Origin of the sequence: Pseudomonas sp. R-28-1W-6, from assembly GCF_009799925.1 — a bacterium.
Taxonomy (GTDB): domain Bacteria; phylum Pseudomonadota; class Gammaproteobacteria; order Pseudomonadales; family Pseudomonadaceae; genus Aquipseudomonas.
Genome location: NZ_WELK01000001.1, coordinates 788,249 through 802,746, shown reverse-complemented (window position 1 = coordinate 802,746; position 14,498 = coordinate 788,249). Strand labels below are relative to the sequence as shown.

The following is a 14,498-nucleotide window of genomic DNA, read 5'->3' as shown; positions in this document are numbered from 1 at the left end:
TCCGGCCGCGCCTCGGCAGGCGTGAGCTCAGGCAGCCGCCGGGGCGGCGCAGGTTAGCATGAAGCTCACCCCACGCCAGTGCGGATGGTCACGCCGGCGGCGCGACGGCTCAGAGGTAGCTGCTGGTGATCTGCTCGACCACGCCTTCGCTGCGCAGCTCGTCGAGAGCCTTCTGCAGGCGCTCGACCACCTCGTCCGGGGTCTCCTTGTTCAGCGCCAGGTACAGCTCGGCGCTGTTGAAGCGCAGCACCACCTGCAGGCCGCTCACCCCTTCCTGGCGCGCCAGGTAGCGGCCGACCGGGTCGGTGGTCGCCCACAGGTCGATCTGCCCGCCCATCAGCTTGGCCACGTTCTCCTGGTCGCGCAGCGAGTTGACCGGCTTGAGCTTCTGGCTTTCCAGGTGCTGGCTGACCGCATCGTTCTTGTAGGCGCCGATCTTGTAGCGGGCCGCCTCCTTCAGGCTGGCCACCTTGATGTCGCTGCCCGGCGGCGCCAGCAGCACCCACTCGCTCTTGGCCAGCGGCCCGACCCACTTGAACAGCGACTTGCGCTCCTCGGTATAGGTGGTGGAGAACAGGCCGTAGTTGGCCTTGTCCAGGGTCAGGCGGTAGATGCGGTCCCAGGGGAAGCGCAGGCTCAGGCTGTAGTTGATCCCGGCGCGCTTGAACACTTCGCGCGCCAGGTCGGCGCTGATGCCGTCGATATTGTCGTCGCGGGCGAAGTTCTTCTCGTCCACCGCCATGTTGAACGGCGGGAAGTTCTCGGTCAGCAGGATGACCTTGTAGTCCGGGTCCAGCTCGGCGTGTGCAGCACCGGCCAGCAGCAGACCGACGAGCAGCAGGGCTTTTTGCAGAGATTTCAGCATGCAGTACAGCTCCAGAGTTAGGGAGGAGGATTGGCGGCATCCTGACAGTGGACAGCCGGCGCGCGGTTCTCGTCACCTTGTGACCCGTGAGTTTTCACTCACCCCGACACAACGTGATAGTGCCACGCAGCACGGGCCCTGCATGGAACTGCATCACGTCGGTCGATAGCCCGCCGGGCGGCCGCGTGCGGCGCAGAGGCAGGCAAGAAGCGAACCAGCCAAGCCACTCCGCTCGCCATGAAAAACGCCCGCGGGCAGCGGGCGTCGGGTCGAGCGCGGCAGGCAGCTCAGCGCACCACGATGCCGCGGCTGGCCAGGTAGGCCTTGGCCTCCGGCACGCTGTACTCGCCGAAGTGGAAGATGCTCGCCGCCAGCACCGCGTCGGCCTTGCCTTCGAGGATGCCGGCGGCCAGGTGTTCGAGGTTGCCAACGCCGCCGGAGGCGATCACCGGGATGCCCACGGTTTCGCTGATGGCGCGGGTCACGCCGAGGTCGTAGCCGCTCTTCACGCCGTCCTGGTCCATGCTGGTCAGGAGGATTTCGCCGGCGCCGAGGTCTTCCATCTTCTTCGCCCACAGCACGGCATCCAGGCCGGTCGGCTTGCGCCCGCCATGGGTGAAGATTTCCCAGCGCGGGGTTTCGCCCGGCAGCGAGACCTTCTTGGCGTCGATGGCCACCACGATGCACTGCGAACCGAAGCGCTGCGCGGCCTCGCCGACGAACTCGGGGTTGAACACCGCGGCGGTGTTGATCGACACCTTGTCTGCACCGGCATTGAGCAGGTTGCGGATGTCCTGCACGGTGCGCACGCCGCCGCCCACCGTCAGCGGGATGAACACCTGGCTGGCCATGCGTTCCACCGTGTGCAGGGTGGTGTCGCGGCCGTCGACGCTGGCGGTGATGTCGAGGAAGGTGATCTCGTCGGCGCCCTGCTCGTCGTAGCGGCGGGCGATCTCCACCGGGTCGCCGGCGTCGCGGATGTTCTCGAACTGCACGCCCTTGACCACGCGGCCGTTGTCGACGTCCAAGCAAGGGATGATGCGTTTAGCCAGCGCCATGGCGACTTCTCTCGTAGGGTGCGCCGTGCGCACCAGTAACCTGTCAGCGGCATGCGCGGCCTATGCGGCCCCGCGCGCCCTCCCCTTAACCCTTGAAGCTGTCGCAGAAGGCCTGGGCCTCGGCGACGTCCAGGGTGCCTTCGTAGATCGCCCGGCCGGTGATGGCGCCGATGATGCCCGGTGAGCGGGCCAGCAGCAGCTTCTCGATATCGCCGAGGTTGTGGATGCCGCCGGAGGCGATCACCGGGATCTTGCTGGCCGCGGCCAGGGCCGCGGTGGCCTCGACGTTGCAGCCCTGCATCATGCCGTCTTTGGCGATGTCGGTGTAGACGATGGCGGACACCCCGTCGGCCTCGAAGCGCCTGGCCAGATCGGTGGCCTGCACGGTCGATACCTCGGCCCAGCCGTCGGTGGCGACGAAGCCGTCCTTGGCGTCCAGGCCGACGATCACCTTGCCCGGGAAGGCCTTGCACGCCTCGGCGACGAACTCCGGCTGCTTGACCGCCTTGGTGCCGATGATCACGTAGCTGACCCCAGCCTTGACGTAGTGCTCGATGGTTTCCAGCGAGCGGATGCCGCCGCCGATCTGGATCGGCAGGTGCGGGTAGCGCTTGGCGATGGCGGTGACCACTTCGCCGTTGACCGGCTGGCCTTCGAAGGCGCCGTTGAGGTCGACCAGATGCAGGCGGCGGCAACCGCCCTCGACCCACTTGGCGGCCATGCTCACCGGGTCATCGGAAAACACCGTGGAGTCTTCCATGCGGCCCTGGCGCAGACGCACGCAGGCGCCGTCCTTGAGATCGATAGCGGGGATAATCAGCATCGGTTGAACCTGCTCAAGTCTTTAGAATCGGTGAAAGGTCAGCTCTTCTCGAGCGCCCACAAGTCGCTTTCGATACTGGCGAAGCGGTCGGACAGCACCACCTGCACATCGGCAATCGCCTTGTTGTAGTAGTGCGGGGCAATGTCGCGGCTGAACAGATCCAGCACTTCCTGCACCTCGAAGGAGCCCAGCCGCAGCTCGAAGCGCTCCTCGAGGAAGCGCTTGAGGCTGTGCAGCGCGGCCTGTTCCTGGGCGGCGTCCAGACTCAGGACCGGCGCCTTCTTGCCCCGGCTCATTACCAGCGGCCATCCCAGCCGACGAAGTTCTGCAGCAGCTGCAGGCCGTGGGTGTGGCTCTTCTCCGGGTGGAACTGCACGGCGAACTTCGAGCCTTCGGCCAGCGCGGCGGCGAAGTCCTTGCCGTAGTGACCACGGCCGACCACCTGGGCCGGGTTGCCGGCCTCGATGTAGTAGCTGTGCACGAAATAGAAACGACCGTGGTCGGGGATCTCGTGCCACAGCGGGTGCTCGACCACCTGCGCCACCTGGTTCCAGCCCATGTGCGGCACCTTCAGGTGCTCGCCGTCCTCAACCAGGTCCTTGCCGAAGAAGCGTACCTGGCCGGGGAACAGGCCGATGCAGTCGACCCCGCCGTTCTCCTCGCTGCGCTCCAGCAGGGCCTGCATGCCGACGCAGATGCCGAGGAACGGACGGTCGGCGCTGACCTCGCGCACCAGCTCGTCGAAGCCCAGGCGCTTGATCTCGGCCATGCAGTCGCGGATCGCGCCGACACCGGGGAACACCACCCGATCGGCCTCGCGGATCACCTGGGCGTCGCTGGTCACCAGCACTCGGCCGGCGCCGACGTGCTCGAGGGCCTTGGCCACCGAGTGCAGGTTGCCCATGCCGTAATCGATCACAGCTACCGTCTGCACTTACAGGCACCCTTTGGTCGACGGCATCTGCCCGGCCATCCGCGGGTCCAGCTCCACCGCCATGCGCAGGGCGCGGCCGAAGGCCTTGAACACCGTCTCGATCTGGTGGTGGGTGTTGGTCCCGCGCAGGTTGTCGATGTGCAGGCTGACCAGGGCGTGATTGACGAAGCCCTGGAAGAATTCCTGGAACAGGTCGACATCGAAGCCGCCGACCACCGCGCGGGTGAACGGCACGTGCATCTGCAGGCCCGGACGCCCGGAGAAGTCGATCACCACACGCGACAGCGCCTCGTCCAGCGGCACGTAGGAATGGCCGTAGCGGGTCATGCCCTTCTTGTCGCCGAGGGCCTTGGCGAAGGCCTGGCCGAGGGTGATGCCGACGTCTTCCACGGTGTGGTGGTCGTCGATGTGCAGATCGCCCTTGCACTGGATATCCAGGTCGATCAGCCCGTGGCGGGCGATCTGGTCGAGCATGTGCTCGAGGAACGGCACGCCAATATCGAACTTGGCCTTGCCGGTGCCATCCAGATTGATCGAGACCTTGATCTGGGTCTCCAGGGTGTTGCGCTCGACGGATGCCGTACGTTCGGCCATCACCAGCTCCCGAAAATGCTTGCGGAAAAGGCGGCCATTATAGGCGGCGCGGGGCTTGGGCGGCTACCCAAAGGCGGCTGCGGAGGGGCTATCGATCCGATTGAGCTGACTTTACACTGCGCCACCTGCCAGCGAGGAAGCCGCGATGCCCGTGTTTGTCGAGATCGTCACCCGTCCATCGGCCCAGGATCACATCGACCTGACCAAGGTCTACGCCGACGCCCCGGACTGGCTGCTGGCGCCCTACGCCAGTGCTGATGCGCTGATCGCCGGCGGCATCGGCGAGGGCCGGCTGATCGCCGGGCGCTTCAACGATCGCCTGCTCGGCGCCGCCCTGCTGAGCCGCGATGCAGACTGTTGGCGCCTGTCGCACCTGTGCGTGCGCAAGGTCACGCGCAAGCGCGGCGTGGCCCGGCGCCTCCTCGACGAAGCCCAGCGCATGGCCCGCGAGGCCGGCCAGCCGCTGCACCTGGCCGCGCCGAAGGATCATCTGGAAAGCCAGGCCCTGGCCGCCCGCAGCGGCCTGCCACTGGACAGCCTGTAGGCTGGCTTGAGGCGCGAAGACTGTGGAGCCGCCTGACCATTCGTCCGTTGGGCTTCGCTGCACTCAACCCAACCTAGCGGGTGCCGCCAGCCACCACAGCCATAGCAGGCTGACCGCACACAGCCCGGCCAGCAGCAGGCCGAGCAACCACTGCGCCGGCACCAGCCACAGCCCCCAGCCCAACGCCAGACCGGCCAGCGCCAGCAGGCGCAGCACCTCCAGCGACCACAACCGGCGTTTGCCCTCGAACAGCAGGCCGAGGCTGACGCAGCCGCTGAGGATCGCCAGCACCAGCAGCCAGGGCTCCCACACGGCGGCGCGTTTGACGCTGGCCAGGAAGCACAGGGCCATGGCATTGATCGCCACGAACTGCAGGAAGGCATACCAGCGCAGGCTGGCCGGATAGCGCGCCTGGAACAGCTCGTCGCCCATCTTCGGCCAGGGCCGCGCCTGCACATCCGCCGGGCGCCAGCCGGTGGGCATCCACCACAGGCGCAGCTTGTCCCGCCAGGAGCGAGTCGCAAGGGCATCGGCCCACAGCAGCCGCCACCAGGAGAACTGCAGGCGGATCGGGTCGAAGGTACGCACCGGCGTGGTCACCCCGAAGCGCACCGGCTCGCGCTCGTCGGCGAAGGTACCGAACAGGCGATCCCAGAGGATGAACACGCCGCCGTGGTTCTTGTCGATGTAACAGTCGTTCTGCCCGTGGTGCACGCGATGATTGCTCGGCGTGACCATGAACCACTCGAGGAATCCCAGGCGGCCGATATGCTGGCTGTGGATCCAGAACTGGTAGACCAGCTGCGCGCCGAGCAACAGCAGGAACAACGGCAGCGGCAGGCCGAGCAGCGCCAGCGGCAGGTAGAACGGCCAGTCGAAGGCGGTCTGGAAGGCGCCCTTGCGCAGCGCGGTGGACAGGTTGAAGTCCTCGCTGGAGTGGTGCGGCTGGTGCGCGCCCCACAGCAGGTTGTAGCGATGCAGGCTGCGGTGCGCCCAGTAGAAGCAGAAGTCCACGGCGACGAAGCCGAGCAGCCAGGTCCAGGGCGAAGCGGCGTCCAGTTCCAGTAGCCGCGCATGTTCGTACAGCCAGGCATAGGGGATCACCAGCAGCAGGCGCAGCGGCCCTTCCAGCAACACGCGCAGCACCGCGGTGTTGATGCTGGTGGCGGCATCCGCCAGGCGATAGGTGTGGCGCCCGCTATGGTGCTCGTAAGCCAGCTCCAGCAGGATCAGCAGGATGTACAGCGGCACGGCCATCACGGCGACATTCATGGGCGCCTCCCGGTTCTTGTTATGCTCCCAGCCTAACGCCGTATGCCGCGCGGCAACACCGCCCGAGCTGCCAATTCCAGCCACCGTTCACGCCAGCCAGCATGCATAGCATCGACACCCTGATCATCGGCGCCGGCGTCCTCGGCCTGGCCTGCGCCGCCCGCCTGGCCAACCCCGGGCAGAGCCTGCTGATCGTCGAGGCAGAGACCCTGATCGGCAGCCACGGCTCCAGCCGCAATTCCGAGGTGATCCACGCCGGCCTGTACTACCCGCCCGGCTCGCTCAAGGCCGAGCTGTGCCGGGAAGGCCGCGAGCGCCTGTATGCCTGGTGCGCCGCCCAGGGCGTGGCTAACCGGCGGATCGGCAAGTTGCTGGTGGCGGTGGACGCGGCGGAGATCGCCCAACTGGAAAAACTCCAGGCCAATGCCGCGGCCTGCGGCGTCGGTGACCTGCAGCCCCTCGACCGCGCCGCGCTGCAACGCCTGGAACCGGCGGTCCGCGCGGTCGCCGGCCTGCTGTCGCCGAGCACCGGGATCATCGACAGCCACGCCTACCTGCAGTCCCTGCTGGCCGCCGCCGAGGCCCGCGGCGCGCAACTGGTACTGCGCACCCGTATCGAACGCCTGCTGCCCGGCGCCGGCGGCTGGCTGGCCGAAGGCGTCAGCGCCGGCGAGCCGTTCCAGCTGCGCGCCCAACGGGTGGTCAACGCCGGCGGCCTGTTCGCCCAGGAGCTGGCTGCGCAGACCGCCGGCCTGCACCAGGTGCCGCCGCTGCACCTGTGCCAGGGCCGCTACTTCGGCTACCGCGGGCGCAGCCCGTTCCAGCACCTGATCTACCCGATGCCGGAAGCCAACACCGCCGGCCTCGGCATACACGCCACCCTCGACCTCGGCGGCCAGCTGCGCTTCGGTCCGGACGTGCACTACCTGGACACCCTGGACTACCGCGTCGACGAGCAGCTGCGCGCCCCTTTCGCCATGGCGATCCGCCGCTATTTCCCCGGCCTCGACCCCACCCGCCTGCAGCCCGGCTACAGCGGCGTGCGGCCCAAGCTCAGCGGCGCCGGGGAACCGCCCGCCGACTTCGTCATCCAAACCCCTGCCGGCCACGGCCTGCCCGGCCTGGTCAACCTGTTCGGCATCGAGTCGCCGGGCCTCACCGCCAGCCTGGCGATCGCCGAGAAGGTGGCCGCGGCCCTCTGAGCCGGCGCTATACTCGGCGCCCAGAAATGTCATCCAAACAAGGACGCGTCCATGAAATCTATCGGCAAAATCCTGGGTCTGGTCTTCCTCGGACTGCTGCTGATCGTCGTCGGCCTCGGCTTCGCCCTGACCCACCTGTTCGACCCCAACGACTACAAGGACGAGATCCGCCAGCTGGCCCGCGACAAGGCCAACCTGGAACTGACCCTGGACGGCGATATCGGCTGGAGCCTGTTCCCCTGGCTCGGCCTCGAGCTGACCGACGCCACCCTGGCCAGCGCCGCCACCCCGGACCAACCCTTCGCCGACGTGCGCCTGCTCGGCCTGTCCGTGCGCGTGCTGCCGCTGCTGCGCAAGGAAGTGCAGATGAGCGACATCCGCGTCGACGGCCTCAACCTGACCCTGCAGCGCGATGCCAAGGGCCGCGGCAACTGGGAGGACATCGGCAAGCCGGCCCAGGCCACCAGCACCGCGAACCCACCGACCGCGGCCACGCCGGCGACACCGGCCAGCACCGACGCGCCCCCCGCGACCAGCGCGCGCCCGCTCAAGCTGGACATCGACAGCCTGACGGTGAGCAACTCGCGCATCGACTACCGCGACCAGCGCAGCGGCCGCCAGTTCAGCGCCGAAGGCATCGAACTGAGCAGCGGGGCGATCCGCGAGGGCGCCAGCATCCCGCTCAAACTGAGCGCCTTCCTCGCCAGCAACCAGCCGCTGCTGCGCGCCAAGACCGAGCTGCAGACCCAGCTGCGCTTCGACCGCGCACTCAAGCGCTACCAGCTGGAAGACTTCAAGCTGGCCGGCGAAGTCTCCGGCGAGCCGCTCCAGGGCAAGACCCTGACCTTCGCCACCCAGGGCCAGCTGCTGCTCGACCAGGCCGCCCAGGTCGCCGAGTGGAACAGCCTCAAGCTCAGCGCCAACCAGCTGCGCGCCATCGGCGAACTGAAACTGCGCGACCTGGACAAGACCGCGCAACTGCAGGGCGGCCTGTCCATCGCCAAGTTCAACCTGCGCGAATTCCTCGGCGGCCTCGGCGTCGAGCTGCCGGCCATGCGCGACGGCAACAGCCTGCAGCAGTTCGAACTGTCCACCCGCCTGGCCGGCACGCCGAACAGCCTGACCCTCAACGAACTCAGCCTGCAGCTGGACGACAGCAGCTTCAGCGGCAACCTGGCCGTCAGCGACTTCGCCAAGCAGGCCGTGCGCCTGCAGCTCAAGGGCGACAAGCTCGACCTCGACCGCTACCTGCCGCCCAAGGACAAGGACGCCAGCGCCGGGGCCGCACGCAAGAACGAGGTCAAGGAGGCGGTGGCCGCCGCCGGCAAGAACGGCAGCACGCCGCTGCCGAGCGCACCGACCCAGCAGGCCTGGAGCACCACACCGATGCTGCCGCTGGAGCCGCTGCGCAAGCTCGATGTACAGGCCGAGCTCGGCCTCGGCCTGCTGACCCTGAACCAGCTGCCGATCGAGGATGCCCAGCTCAAGGCCAGCGCCCAGGCCGGCGTGCTGGCCCTGCAGGCGCTGCGCGGCGACCTCCATGGCGGCAACTTCAGCGCCCAGGCCCAGCTCGACGTGCGCCCGGACGTGCCGCTGCTCACCGTGCAGAAACAGCTGAACCATATCCCGGTGGAAAAACTCATCGAGAGCCAGGGTGAAAAGGCCCCGCTCAAGGGCCTGCTCGACCTGAACGCCGACATCCGCACCCAGGGCAACAGCCAGAAGGCCTGGATCGACGCCCTCAACGGCAAGGCCAGCTTCAGCCTGAGCCAGGGCGTGCTGGTCGAGGCCAACCTGGAACAGCAGCTGTGCCAGGGCATCGCCACCCTCAACCGCAAGTCGCTGAGCAGTGAGCCGCGCGGCAAGGACACCCCCTTCGAGGAACTCGACGGCAACCTGACTTTCCACAACGGCGTGGCCAGCAACCCCGACCTCAAGGCGCGCATCCCCGGCCTGACGGTCAACGGCAAGGGCGATGTCGACCTGCGCGTGCTGGGCCTGGACTACCGCGTCGGCATCGTCATCGAAGGCGACAAGGGCGCCATGCCCGACCCGGCCTGCCAGGTCAACGAACGCTATGCCGGCATCGAGTGGCCGTTGCGCTGCCGCGGCCCGCTGGAGCTGGGCGCCAAGGCCTGCCGCCTGGATCAGGACGGCCTCGGCAAGGTCGCCGCCAAGCTGGCCGGGGCCAAGCTCGAGGAGAAGATCGAAGAGAAGCTCGGTGACAAGGTCAGCCCGGAACTCAAGGACGCGCTCAAGGGCCTGTTCAACCGATGACTCCCGCGCAGTTCAACGGCGCCGTGCTGGCCTGGTATGACCAGCACGGGCGCAAGGACCTGCCCTGGCAGCAGGCCATCAACCCCTACCGGGTGTGGGTCTCGGAAATCATGCTGCAGCAGACCCAGGTCAGCACCGTGCTCGACTACTTCGACCGCTTCATGCACGCCCTGCCCACGGTGCAGGACCTGGCCGAGGCGGCGGAAGACGAAGTGCTGCACCTGTGGACCGGCCTGGGCTACTACAGCCGCGCGCGCAACCTGCAGAAGACCGCGCAGATAGTCATGGCCGAGCACGGCGGCGAATTCCCCCGCGACGTCGAGGCGCTCACCGCCCTGCCCGGCATCGGCCGCTCCACCGCCGGCGCCATCGCCAGCCTGAGCATGGGCCTGCGCGCGCCGATTCTCGACGGCAACGTCAAGCGCGTGCTGGCCCGCTACGTGGCCCAGGAGGGCTATCCGGGCGAGCCGAAGGTGGCCAGGCAGTTGTGGGAGGTGGCCGAGCGCTTTCTCCCCGAGGAGCGGGTCAACCACTACACCCAGGCGATGATGGACCTGGGCGCCACGCTCTGCACCCGGAGCAAGCCGAGCTGCCTGATCTGCCCGCTGCAGAGCGGCTGCCAGGCACACCTGCTGGGCCTGGAAATCCGCTACCCGGTGGCCAAGCCGCGCAAGGAGCTGCCGCGCAAGCGCACCCTGATGCCGCTGCTGGCCAACCGCGACGGCGCCATCCTGCTCTATCGCCGCCCGTCGAGCGGCCTGTGGGGCGGCCTGTGGAGCCTGCCCGAGCTGGACGACCTGGCCGACCTCGAAGCGCTGGCCAGCCAGCACGCCCTGCAACTGGGCAAGCGTCGCGAACTGGCCGGGCTGACCCATACTTTCAGCCACTTCCAGCTGGCCATCGAACCCTGGCTGGTCCGGGTCGAGGCCGCCAGCCCCGGCGTGGCCGAGGGCGACTGGCTCTGGTATAACCTCGCCACCCCGCCGCGCCTGGGCCTGGCCGCCCCGGTGAAGAAGCTCCTCAAGCGAGCCGCGCAAGAACTGAATGCAGGAGAAGAGTCATGAGTCGCACCGTCCACTGCCGCAAGCACAAGCAAGACCTCCCGGGCCTCGAGCGCCCGCCCTACCCGGGCCCGAAAGGCGAGGACATCTTCAACAACGTGTCCAAGCAGGCCTGGGACGAATGGCAGAAACACCAGACCATGCTGATCAATGAACGGCGCCTGAACATGATGAATGCCGAGGACCGCAAATTCCTCCAGACCGAGATGGACAAGTTCCTCTCCGGCGAGGAATACGCCCAGGCCGAAGGCTACGTGCCGCCGAGCGCATAAGCCCGTGGACAGGTGCGGGAAATCCCTCCCGTACCTGCCCGACAATCGTAAGCGCCCGTCTTTGCTGAAATTTTTTTCTTTCCTCGCTTGACACCGCAGTCGCAAATCCGTTTAATTGCGCCCCGTTGCCCAGGTAGCTCAGTCGGTAGAGCAGGGGATTGAAAATCCCCGTGTCGGCGGTTCGATTCCGTCCCTGGGCACCACCTTTCGTTTTCAGGTGGTGCCTACATCACCCGAAAACCTTAAAGAACCGGCCCTTGAGCCGGTTTTTTATTGCCTGCGATTTGCCCCAGGGCATCCCGCCTGCCGCGCCCGGCCTTCACCCCGGCTGCCGCCTCAATTAGACTGCGCAGCACACTGCAGGCAGGCCAAAAAGCCGGCCGCAACAGCCAAAGCCCGATCCACGCGTCGGGCTTTTTGTTTGGGCGCGACACACAACTGTAACGATGCGACAACATGCCACTGGCACGGCCAATAGCGCCGGCTGGCGGCTTGGCGCTGCCGTTGGCGCTATGCTAGGTTCAGCCCCACGCTAGGATGGCGGCCTGCAGCCGGAGTGCATCCGCAACCAAGAGGACATCCCATGGCCGAAGCCACGCCAGCGCTGGAAATACGTAACCTGCACAAACGCTACGGCGATCTCGAAGTGCTCAAGGGCATCTCCCTGACCGCGCGCGACGGTGATGTGATCTCCATCCTTGGCTCATCCGGTTCCGGCAAGTCGACCTTCCTGCGCTGCATCAACCTGCTGGAAAACCCGCACCAGGGGCAGATCCTGGTCGCCGGCGAAGAGCTCAAGCTGAAGGCCGCGAAGAACGGCGACCTGGTCGCCGCCGACAACAGCCAGATCAATCGCCTGCGCAGCGAGATCGGCTTCGTCTTCCAGAATTTCAACCTGTGGCCGCACATGAGCGTGCTCGACAACATCATCGAGGCACCGCGCCGCGTGCTCGGCAAGAGCAGGGCGGAGGCCACCGAAATCGCCGAAGCGCTGCTGGCCAAGGTCGGCATCGCCGACAAGCGCCACGCCTATCCCAACCAGCTCTCCGGTGGCCAGCAGCAGCGCGCCGCCATTGCGCGCACCCTGGCCATGCAGCCGAAAGTGATACTGTTCGACGAGCCGACTTCGGCCCTCGACCCGGAAATGGTACAGGAAGTGCTTAATGTGATCCGCGCGCTTGCCGACGAGGGACGCACGATGCTGCTGGTTACCCACGAGATGAACTTCGCTCGCCAGGTATCCAGTGAAGTGGTGTTCCTCCACCAGGGCCTGGTAGAGGAACAGGGTTCGCCCGACCAAGTATTTGACAACCCGCAGTCGGCACGCTGTAAACAATTCATGTCCAGCAATCGCTAACGGAGCAATACGCATGCAGAACTATAAGAAGATCCTGTTTGCCGCAGTCGCCACTCTGGCGTTCGGCAGCAGCGCAATCGCAGCGGACAAACTGAAAATCGGTACCGAAGGCGCCTACCCGCCCTTCAACCTGATCGACGCCAGCGGCAAGGTCGGCGGCTTCGACGTGGAAATCGCCCAGGCCCTGTGCGCCAAGATGGCCGTCGAGTGCGAAGTGGTCACCTCCGACTGGGACGGCATCATCCCGGCCCTCAACGCGAAGAAGTTCGACTTCCTCGCCGCGTCCATGTCGATTACCGAAGAGCGCAAGCAGGCGGTCGACTTCACCGACGCTTACTACACCAACAAGCTGCAGTTCATCGCACCGAAGAGCGCCGACTTCAAGACCGACAAGGCCAGCCTGAAAGGCAAGGTGATCGGTGCCCAGCGCGCCACCATCGCCGGCACCTGGCTGGAAGACAACCTGGACGGCGTGGTCGAGATCAAGCTGTACGACACCCAGGAAAACGCCTACCTCGACCTGTCCTCGGGCCGCCTCGATGGCGTGCTGGCCGACAAGTTCGTCAACTGGGAATGGCTGAAGAGCGATGCCGGCAAGGACTTCGACTTCAAGGGCGAGCCGGTATTCGACAACGACAAGATCGGCATCGCCGTACGCAAGGGCGACCCGCTGCGCGAGAAGCTGAATGCTGCGCTGAAGGCCATCGTCGAAGACGGTACCTACAAGCAGATCAACGACAAGTACTTCCCTTTCAGCATCTATTGATGCCGCCTGACCGTCGCCGCCCAGCCGGGCGGCGGCCGTCCCTTGCAGTAGCCCTCAGATGACTCTCGACCTCCACGGATTCGGCCCGGCCCTGTTTGCCGGCGCGCTGATGACCATCCAGTTGGCGCTCTGCGCGCTGGCCCTGGGCCTCGTGCTCGGCCTGCTCGGCGCCCTGGCCAAGACTTCGCCGTACAAGTCGCTGCAATGGCTTGGCGGCAGCTACTCGACCATAGTACGCGGCGTCCCCGAACTGCTCTGGGTGCTGCTGATCTATTTCGGCACGGTCAACCTGATGCGCAGTATCGGCGAGGCCCTGGGCAACCCCGAGCTGGCACTCAACGCCTTCGCCGCCGGCACCATCGCCCTCGGCCTGTGCTTCGGCGCCTATGCCACCGAGGTGTTCCGCGGCGCCATCCTGGCCATCCCCAAGGGCCACCGCGAAGCCGGCCAGGCCCTCGGCCTGTCGCGCTCGCGCATCCTCTGGCGGGTGATCCTGCCTCAGATGTGGCGCATCGCCCTGCCGGGCCTGGGCAATCTGTTCATGATCCTGATGAAGGACACCGCGCTGGTCTCGGTGATCGGCCTGGAAGAAATCATGCGCCGCTCGCAGATCGCCGTGACCGCCAGCAAGGAGCCCTTCACCTTCTTCCTGGTCGCCGCCTTCATCTACCTGGGCCTGACCATCCTCGCCATGATCGGCATGCACTTCCTCGAGAAGCGCGCCAGCCGGGGCTTTGTGCGGAGCGCATCATGAACTGGGAAATCATCTTCAAGTACCTGCCCAAGCTGCTCGAAGGCGCCGCCCTGACCATCGAGCTGGTGGCCATCGCGGTGGTCGCCGGGCTGATCCTCGCCCTGCCCATGGGCATCGCCCGTGCTTCGCGCCACTGGTACGTGCGCGCCCTGCCCTACGGCTACATCTTCTTCTTCCGCGGCACGCCGCTGCTGGTACAGCTGTTCCTGATCTACTACGGCCTGGCCCAGTTCGACATCGTGCGCTATGGGCCGCTCTGGCCGATCCTGCGCGACCCGTACTGGTGCGCGATCATCACCATGACCATGCACACCGCCGCCTATATCGCCGAGATCCTGCGTGGCGCTATCCAGTCCGTACCGCCGGGCGAGGTCGAGGCGGCGCGTGCCCTGGGCATGTCGCGGGCGCAGACCATGTTCTACATCATCCTGCCGCGCGCCGCGCGCATCGGCCTGCCGGCCTACAGCAACGAAGTGATCCTGATGCTCAAGGCCAGCGCCCTGGCCAGCACTGTGACCCTGCTCGAACTGACCGGCATGGCGCGCACGCTCAACGCCCGCACCTACGTCGACATCGAGTTCTTCTTCGCCGCCGGCGTGCTCTACCTGGCCATCGCCTACATCATGGTGCGTGCCTTCAAGCTGCTGGAACGCTGGCTGCGCGTGGACGCCTGCCAGGGTCGCTGACCCCGCCAATGGCGTTCTCCCCCGAGAGAACGC

Annotated in this window: 16 protein-coding genes and 1 tRNA gene; 10 read left to right on the top strand and 7 right to left on the bottom strand. The window is 66.6% G+C overall.

The features are described from left to right. Positions 1–109: 109 nt before the first annotated feature. The 6 genes from F3I62_RS03705 to hisB all read right to left on the bottom strand — a co-directional run bounded on the left by F3I62_RS03705 (position 110) and on the right by hisB (position 4,274). Positions 110–865, bottom strand: coding sequence for an ABC transporter substrate-binding protein (locus F3I62_RS03705; protein ID WP_160488322.1), 756 nt, complete (start codon positions 863–865; stop codon positions 110–112). Positions 866–1,152: 287 nt separating this feature from the next. Then, on the bottom strand, positions 1,153–1,923 hold the full coding sequence (gene hisF / locus F3I62_RS03700; RefSeq protein ID WP_160488321.1) for an imidazole glycerol phosphate synthase subunit HisF: 771 nt from the start codon (positions 1,921–1,923) through the stop codon (positions 1,153–1,155). Positions 1,924–2,008: 85 nt separating this feature from the next. Next, positions 2,009–2,746, bottom strand: a complete 738-nt coding sequence (hisA, locus tag F3I62_RS03695) for a 1-(5-phosphoribosyl)-5-[(5-phosphoribosylamino)methylideneamino]imidazole-4-carboxamide isomerase (RefSeq protein ID WP_160488320.1) — start codon at positions 2,744–2,746, stop codon at positions 2,009–2,011. A gap of 38 nt (positions 2,747–2,784) precedes the next feature. Continuing rightward, positions 2,785–3,042 carry a DUF2164 domain-containing protein gene (locus tag F3I62_RS03690; protein WP_160488319.1) on the bottom strand — a complete coding sequence of 86 codons (258 nt, stop codon included), beginning with the start codon at positions 3,040–3,042 and terminating at the stop codon, positions 2,785–2,787. Continuing rightward, the gene (gene hisH / locus F3I62_RS03685) at positions 3,042–3,680 is read right to left on the bottom strand and encodes an imidazole glycerol phosphate synthase subunit HisH (protein WP_160488318.1); all 639 of its coding nucleotides are present in this window, start codon (positions 3,678–3,680) and stop codon (positions 3,042–3,044) included. Before hisH ends, F3I62_RS03690 begins: the two co-directional genes overlap by 1 nt. Further along, positions 3,681–4,274, bottom strand: a complete 594-nt coding sequence (gene hisB, locus F3I62_RS03680; RefSeq protein WP_160080151.1) for an imidazoleglycerol-phosphate dehydratase HisB — start codon at positions 4,272–4,274, stop codon at positions 3,681–3,683. Positions 4,275–4,419: 145 nt separating this feature from the next. Between hisB and F3I62_RS03675 the strand changes: the two genes are divergently transcribed. Then, positions 4,420–4,818, top strand: a complete 399-nt coding sequence (locus tag F3I62_RS03675; protein WP_160488317.1) for an acetyl-CoA sensor PanZ family protein — start codon at positions 4,420–4,422, stop codon at positions 4,816–4,818. Positions 4,819–4,881: 63 nt separating this feature from the next. On the opposite strand, the gene F3I62_RS03670 is transcribed toward F3I62_RS03675, so the two are convergent. Next, entirely contained in the window at positions 4,882–6,090 is a 1,209-nt protein-coding gene (locus tag F3I62_RS03670; protein ID WP_160488316.1) for a sterol desaturase family protein, read from the bottom strand. Positions 6,091–6,191: 101 nt separating this feature from the next. On the opposite strand from F3I62_RS03670, the gene F3I62_RS03665 reads away from it, so the two are divergent. The 9 genes from F3I62_RS03665 to F3I62_RS03625 all read left to right on the top strand — a co-directional run bounded on the left by F3I62_RS03665 (position 6,192) and on the right by F3I62_RS03625 (position 14,465). After that, entirely contained in the window at positions 6,192–7,292 is a 1,101-nt protein-coding gene (locus tag F3I62_RS03665; RefSeq protein ID WP_160488315.1) for an NAD(P)/FAD-dependent oxidoreductase, read from the top strand. Positions 7,293–7,343: 51 nt separating this feature from the next. After that, on the top strand, positions 7,344–9,569 hold the full coding sequence (locus F3I62_RS03660) for an AsmA family protein (protein ID WP_160488314.1): 2,226 nt from the start codon (positions 7,344–7,346) through the stop codon (positions 9,567–9,569). Beyond that, a complete protein-coding gene (gene mutY, locus F3I62_RS03655; RefSeq protein WP_160488313.1) occupies positions 9,566–10,633 on the top strand; it encodes an A/G-specific adenine glycosylase in 1,068 nt (355 codons plus the stop codon). Before F3I62_RS03660 ends, mutY begins: the two co-directional genes overlap by 4 nt. Continuing rightward, a complete protein-coding gene (locus tag F3I62_RS03650) occupies positions 10,630–10,902 on the top strand; it encodes an oxidative damage protection protein (RefSeq protein WP_160080139.1) in 273 nt (90 codons plus the stop codon). Before mutY ends, F3I62_RS03650 begins: the two co-directional genes overlap by 4 nt. Positions 10,903–11,029: 127 nt before the next feature. Then, positions 11,030–11,105, top strand: a tRNA-Phe gene (locus tag F3I62_RS03645). Positions 11,106–11,485: 380 nt separating this feature from the next. After that, positions 11,486–12,259: an ABC transporter ATP-binding protein gene (locus F3I62_RS03640; protein ID WP_160488312.1), complete on the top strand. Its 774-nt coding sequence runs from the start codon at positions 11,486–11,488 to the stop codon at positions 12,257–12,259. 13 nt (positions 12,260–12,272) lie between these two features. Continuing rightward, entirely contained in the window at positions 12,273–13,025 is a 753-nt protein-coding gene (locus tag F3I62_RS03635) for an ABC transporter substrate-binding protein (RefSeq protein WP_160488311.1), read from the top strand. A gap of 58 nt (positions 13,026–13,083) precedes the next feature. Continuing rightward, positions 13,084–13,779 carry an ABC transporter permease gene (locus F3I62_RS03630; RefSeq protein WP_160488310.1) on the top strand — a complete coding sequence of 232 codons (696 nt, stop codon included), beginning with the start codon at positions 13,084–13,086 and terminating at the stop codon, positions 13,777–13,779. Next, complete coding sequence (locus F3I62_RS03625; protein WP_160488309.1) at positions 13,776–14,465, top strand: ABC transporter permease; 690 nt, start codon at positions 13,776–13,778, stop codon at positions 14,463–14,465. Before F3I62_RS03630 ends, F3I62_RS03625 begins: the two co-directional genes overlap by 4 nt. Positions 14,466–14,498: the final 33 nt, after the last annotated feature.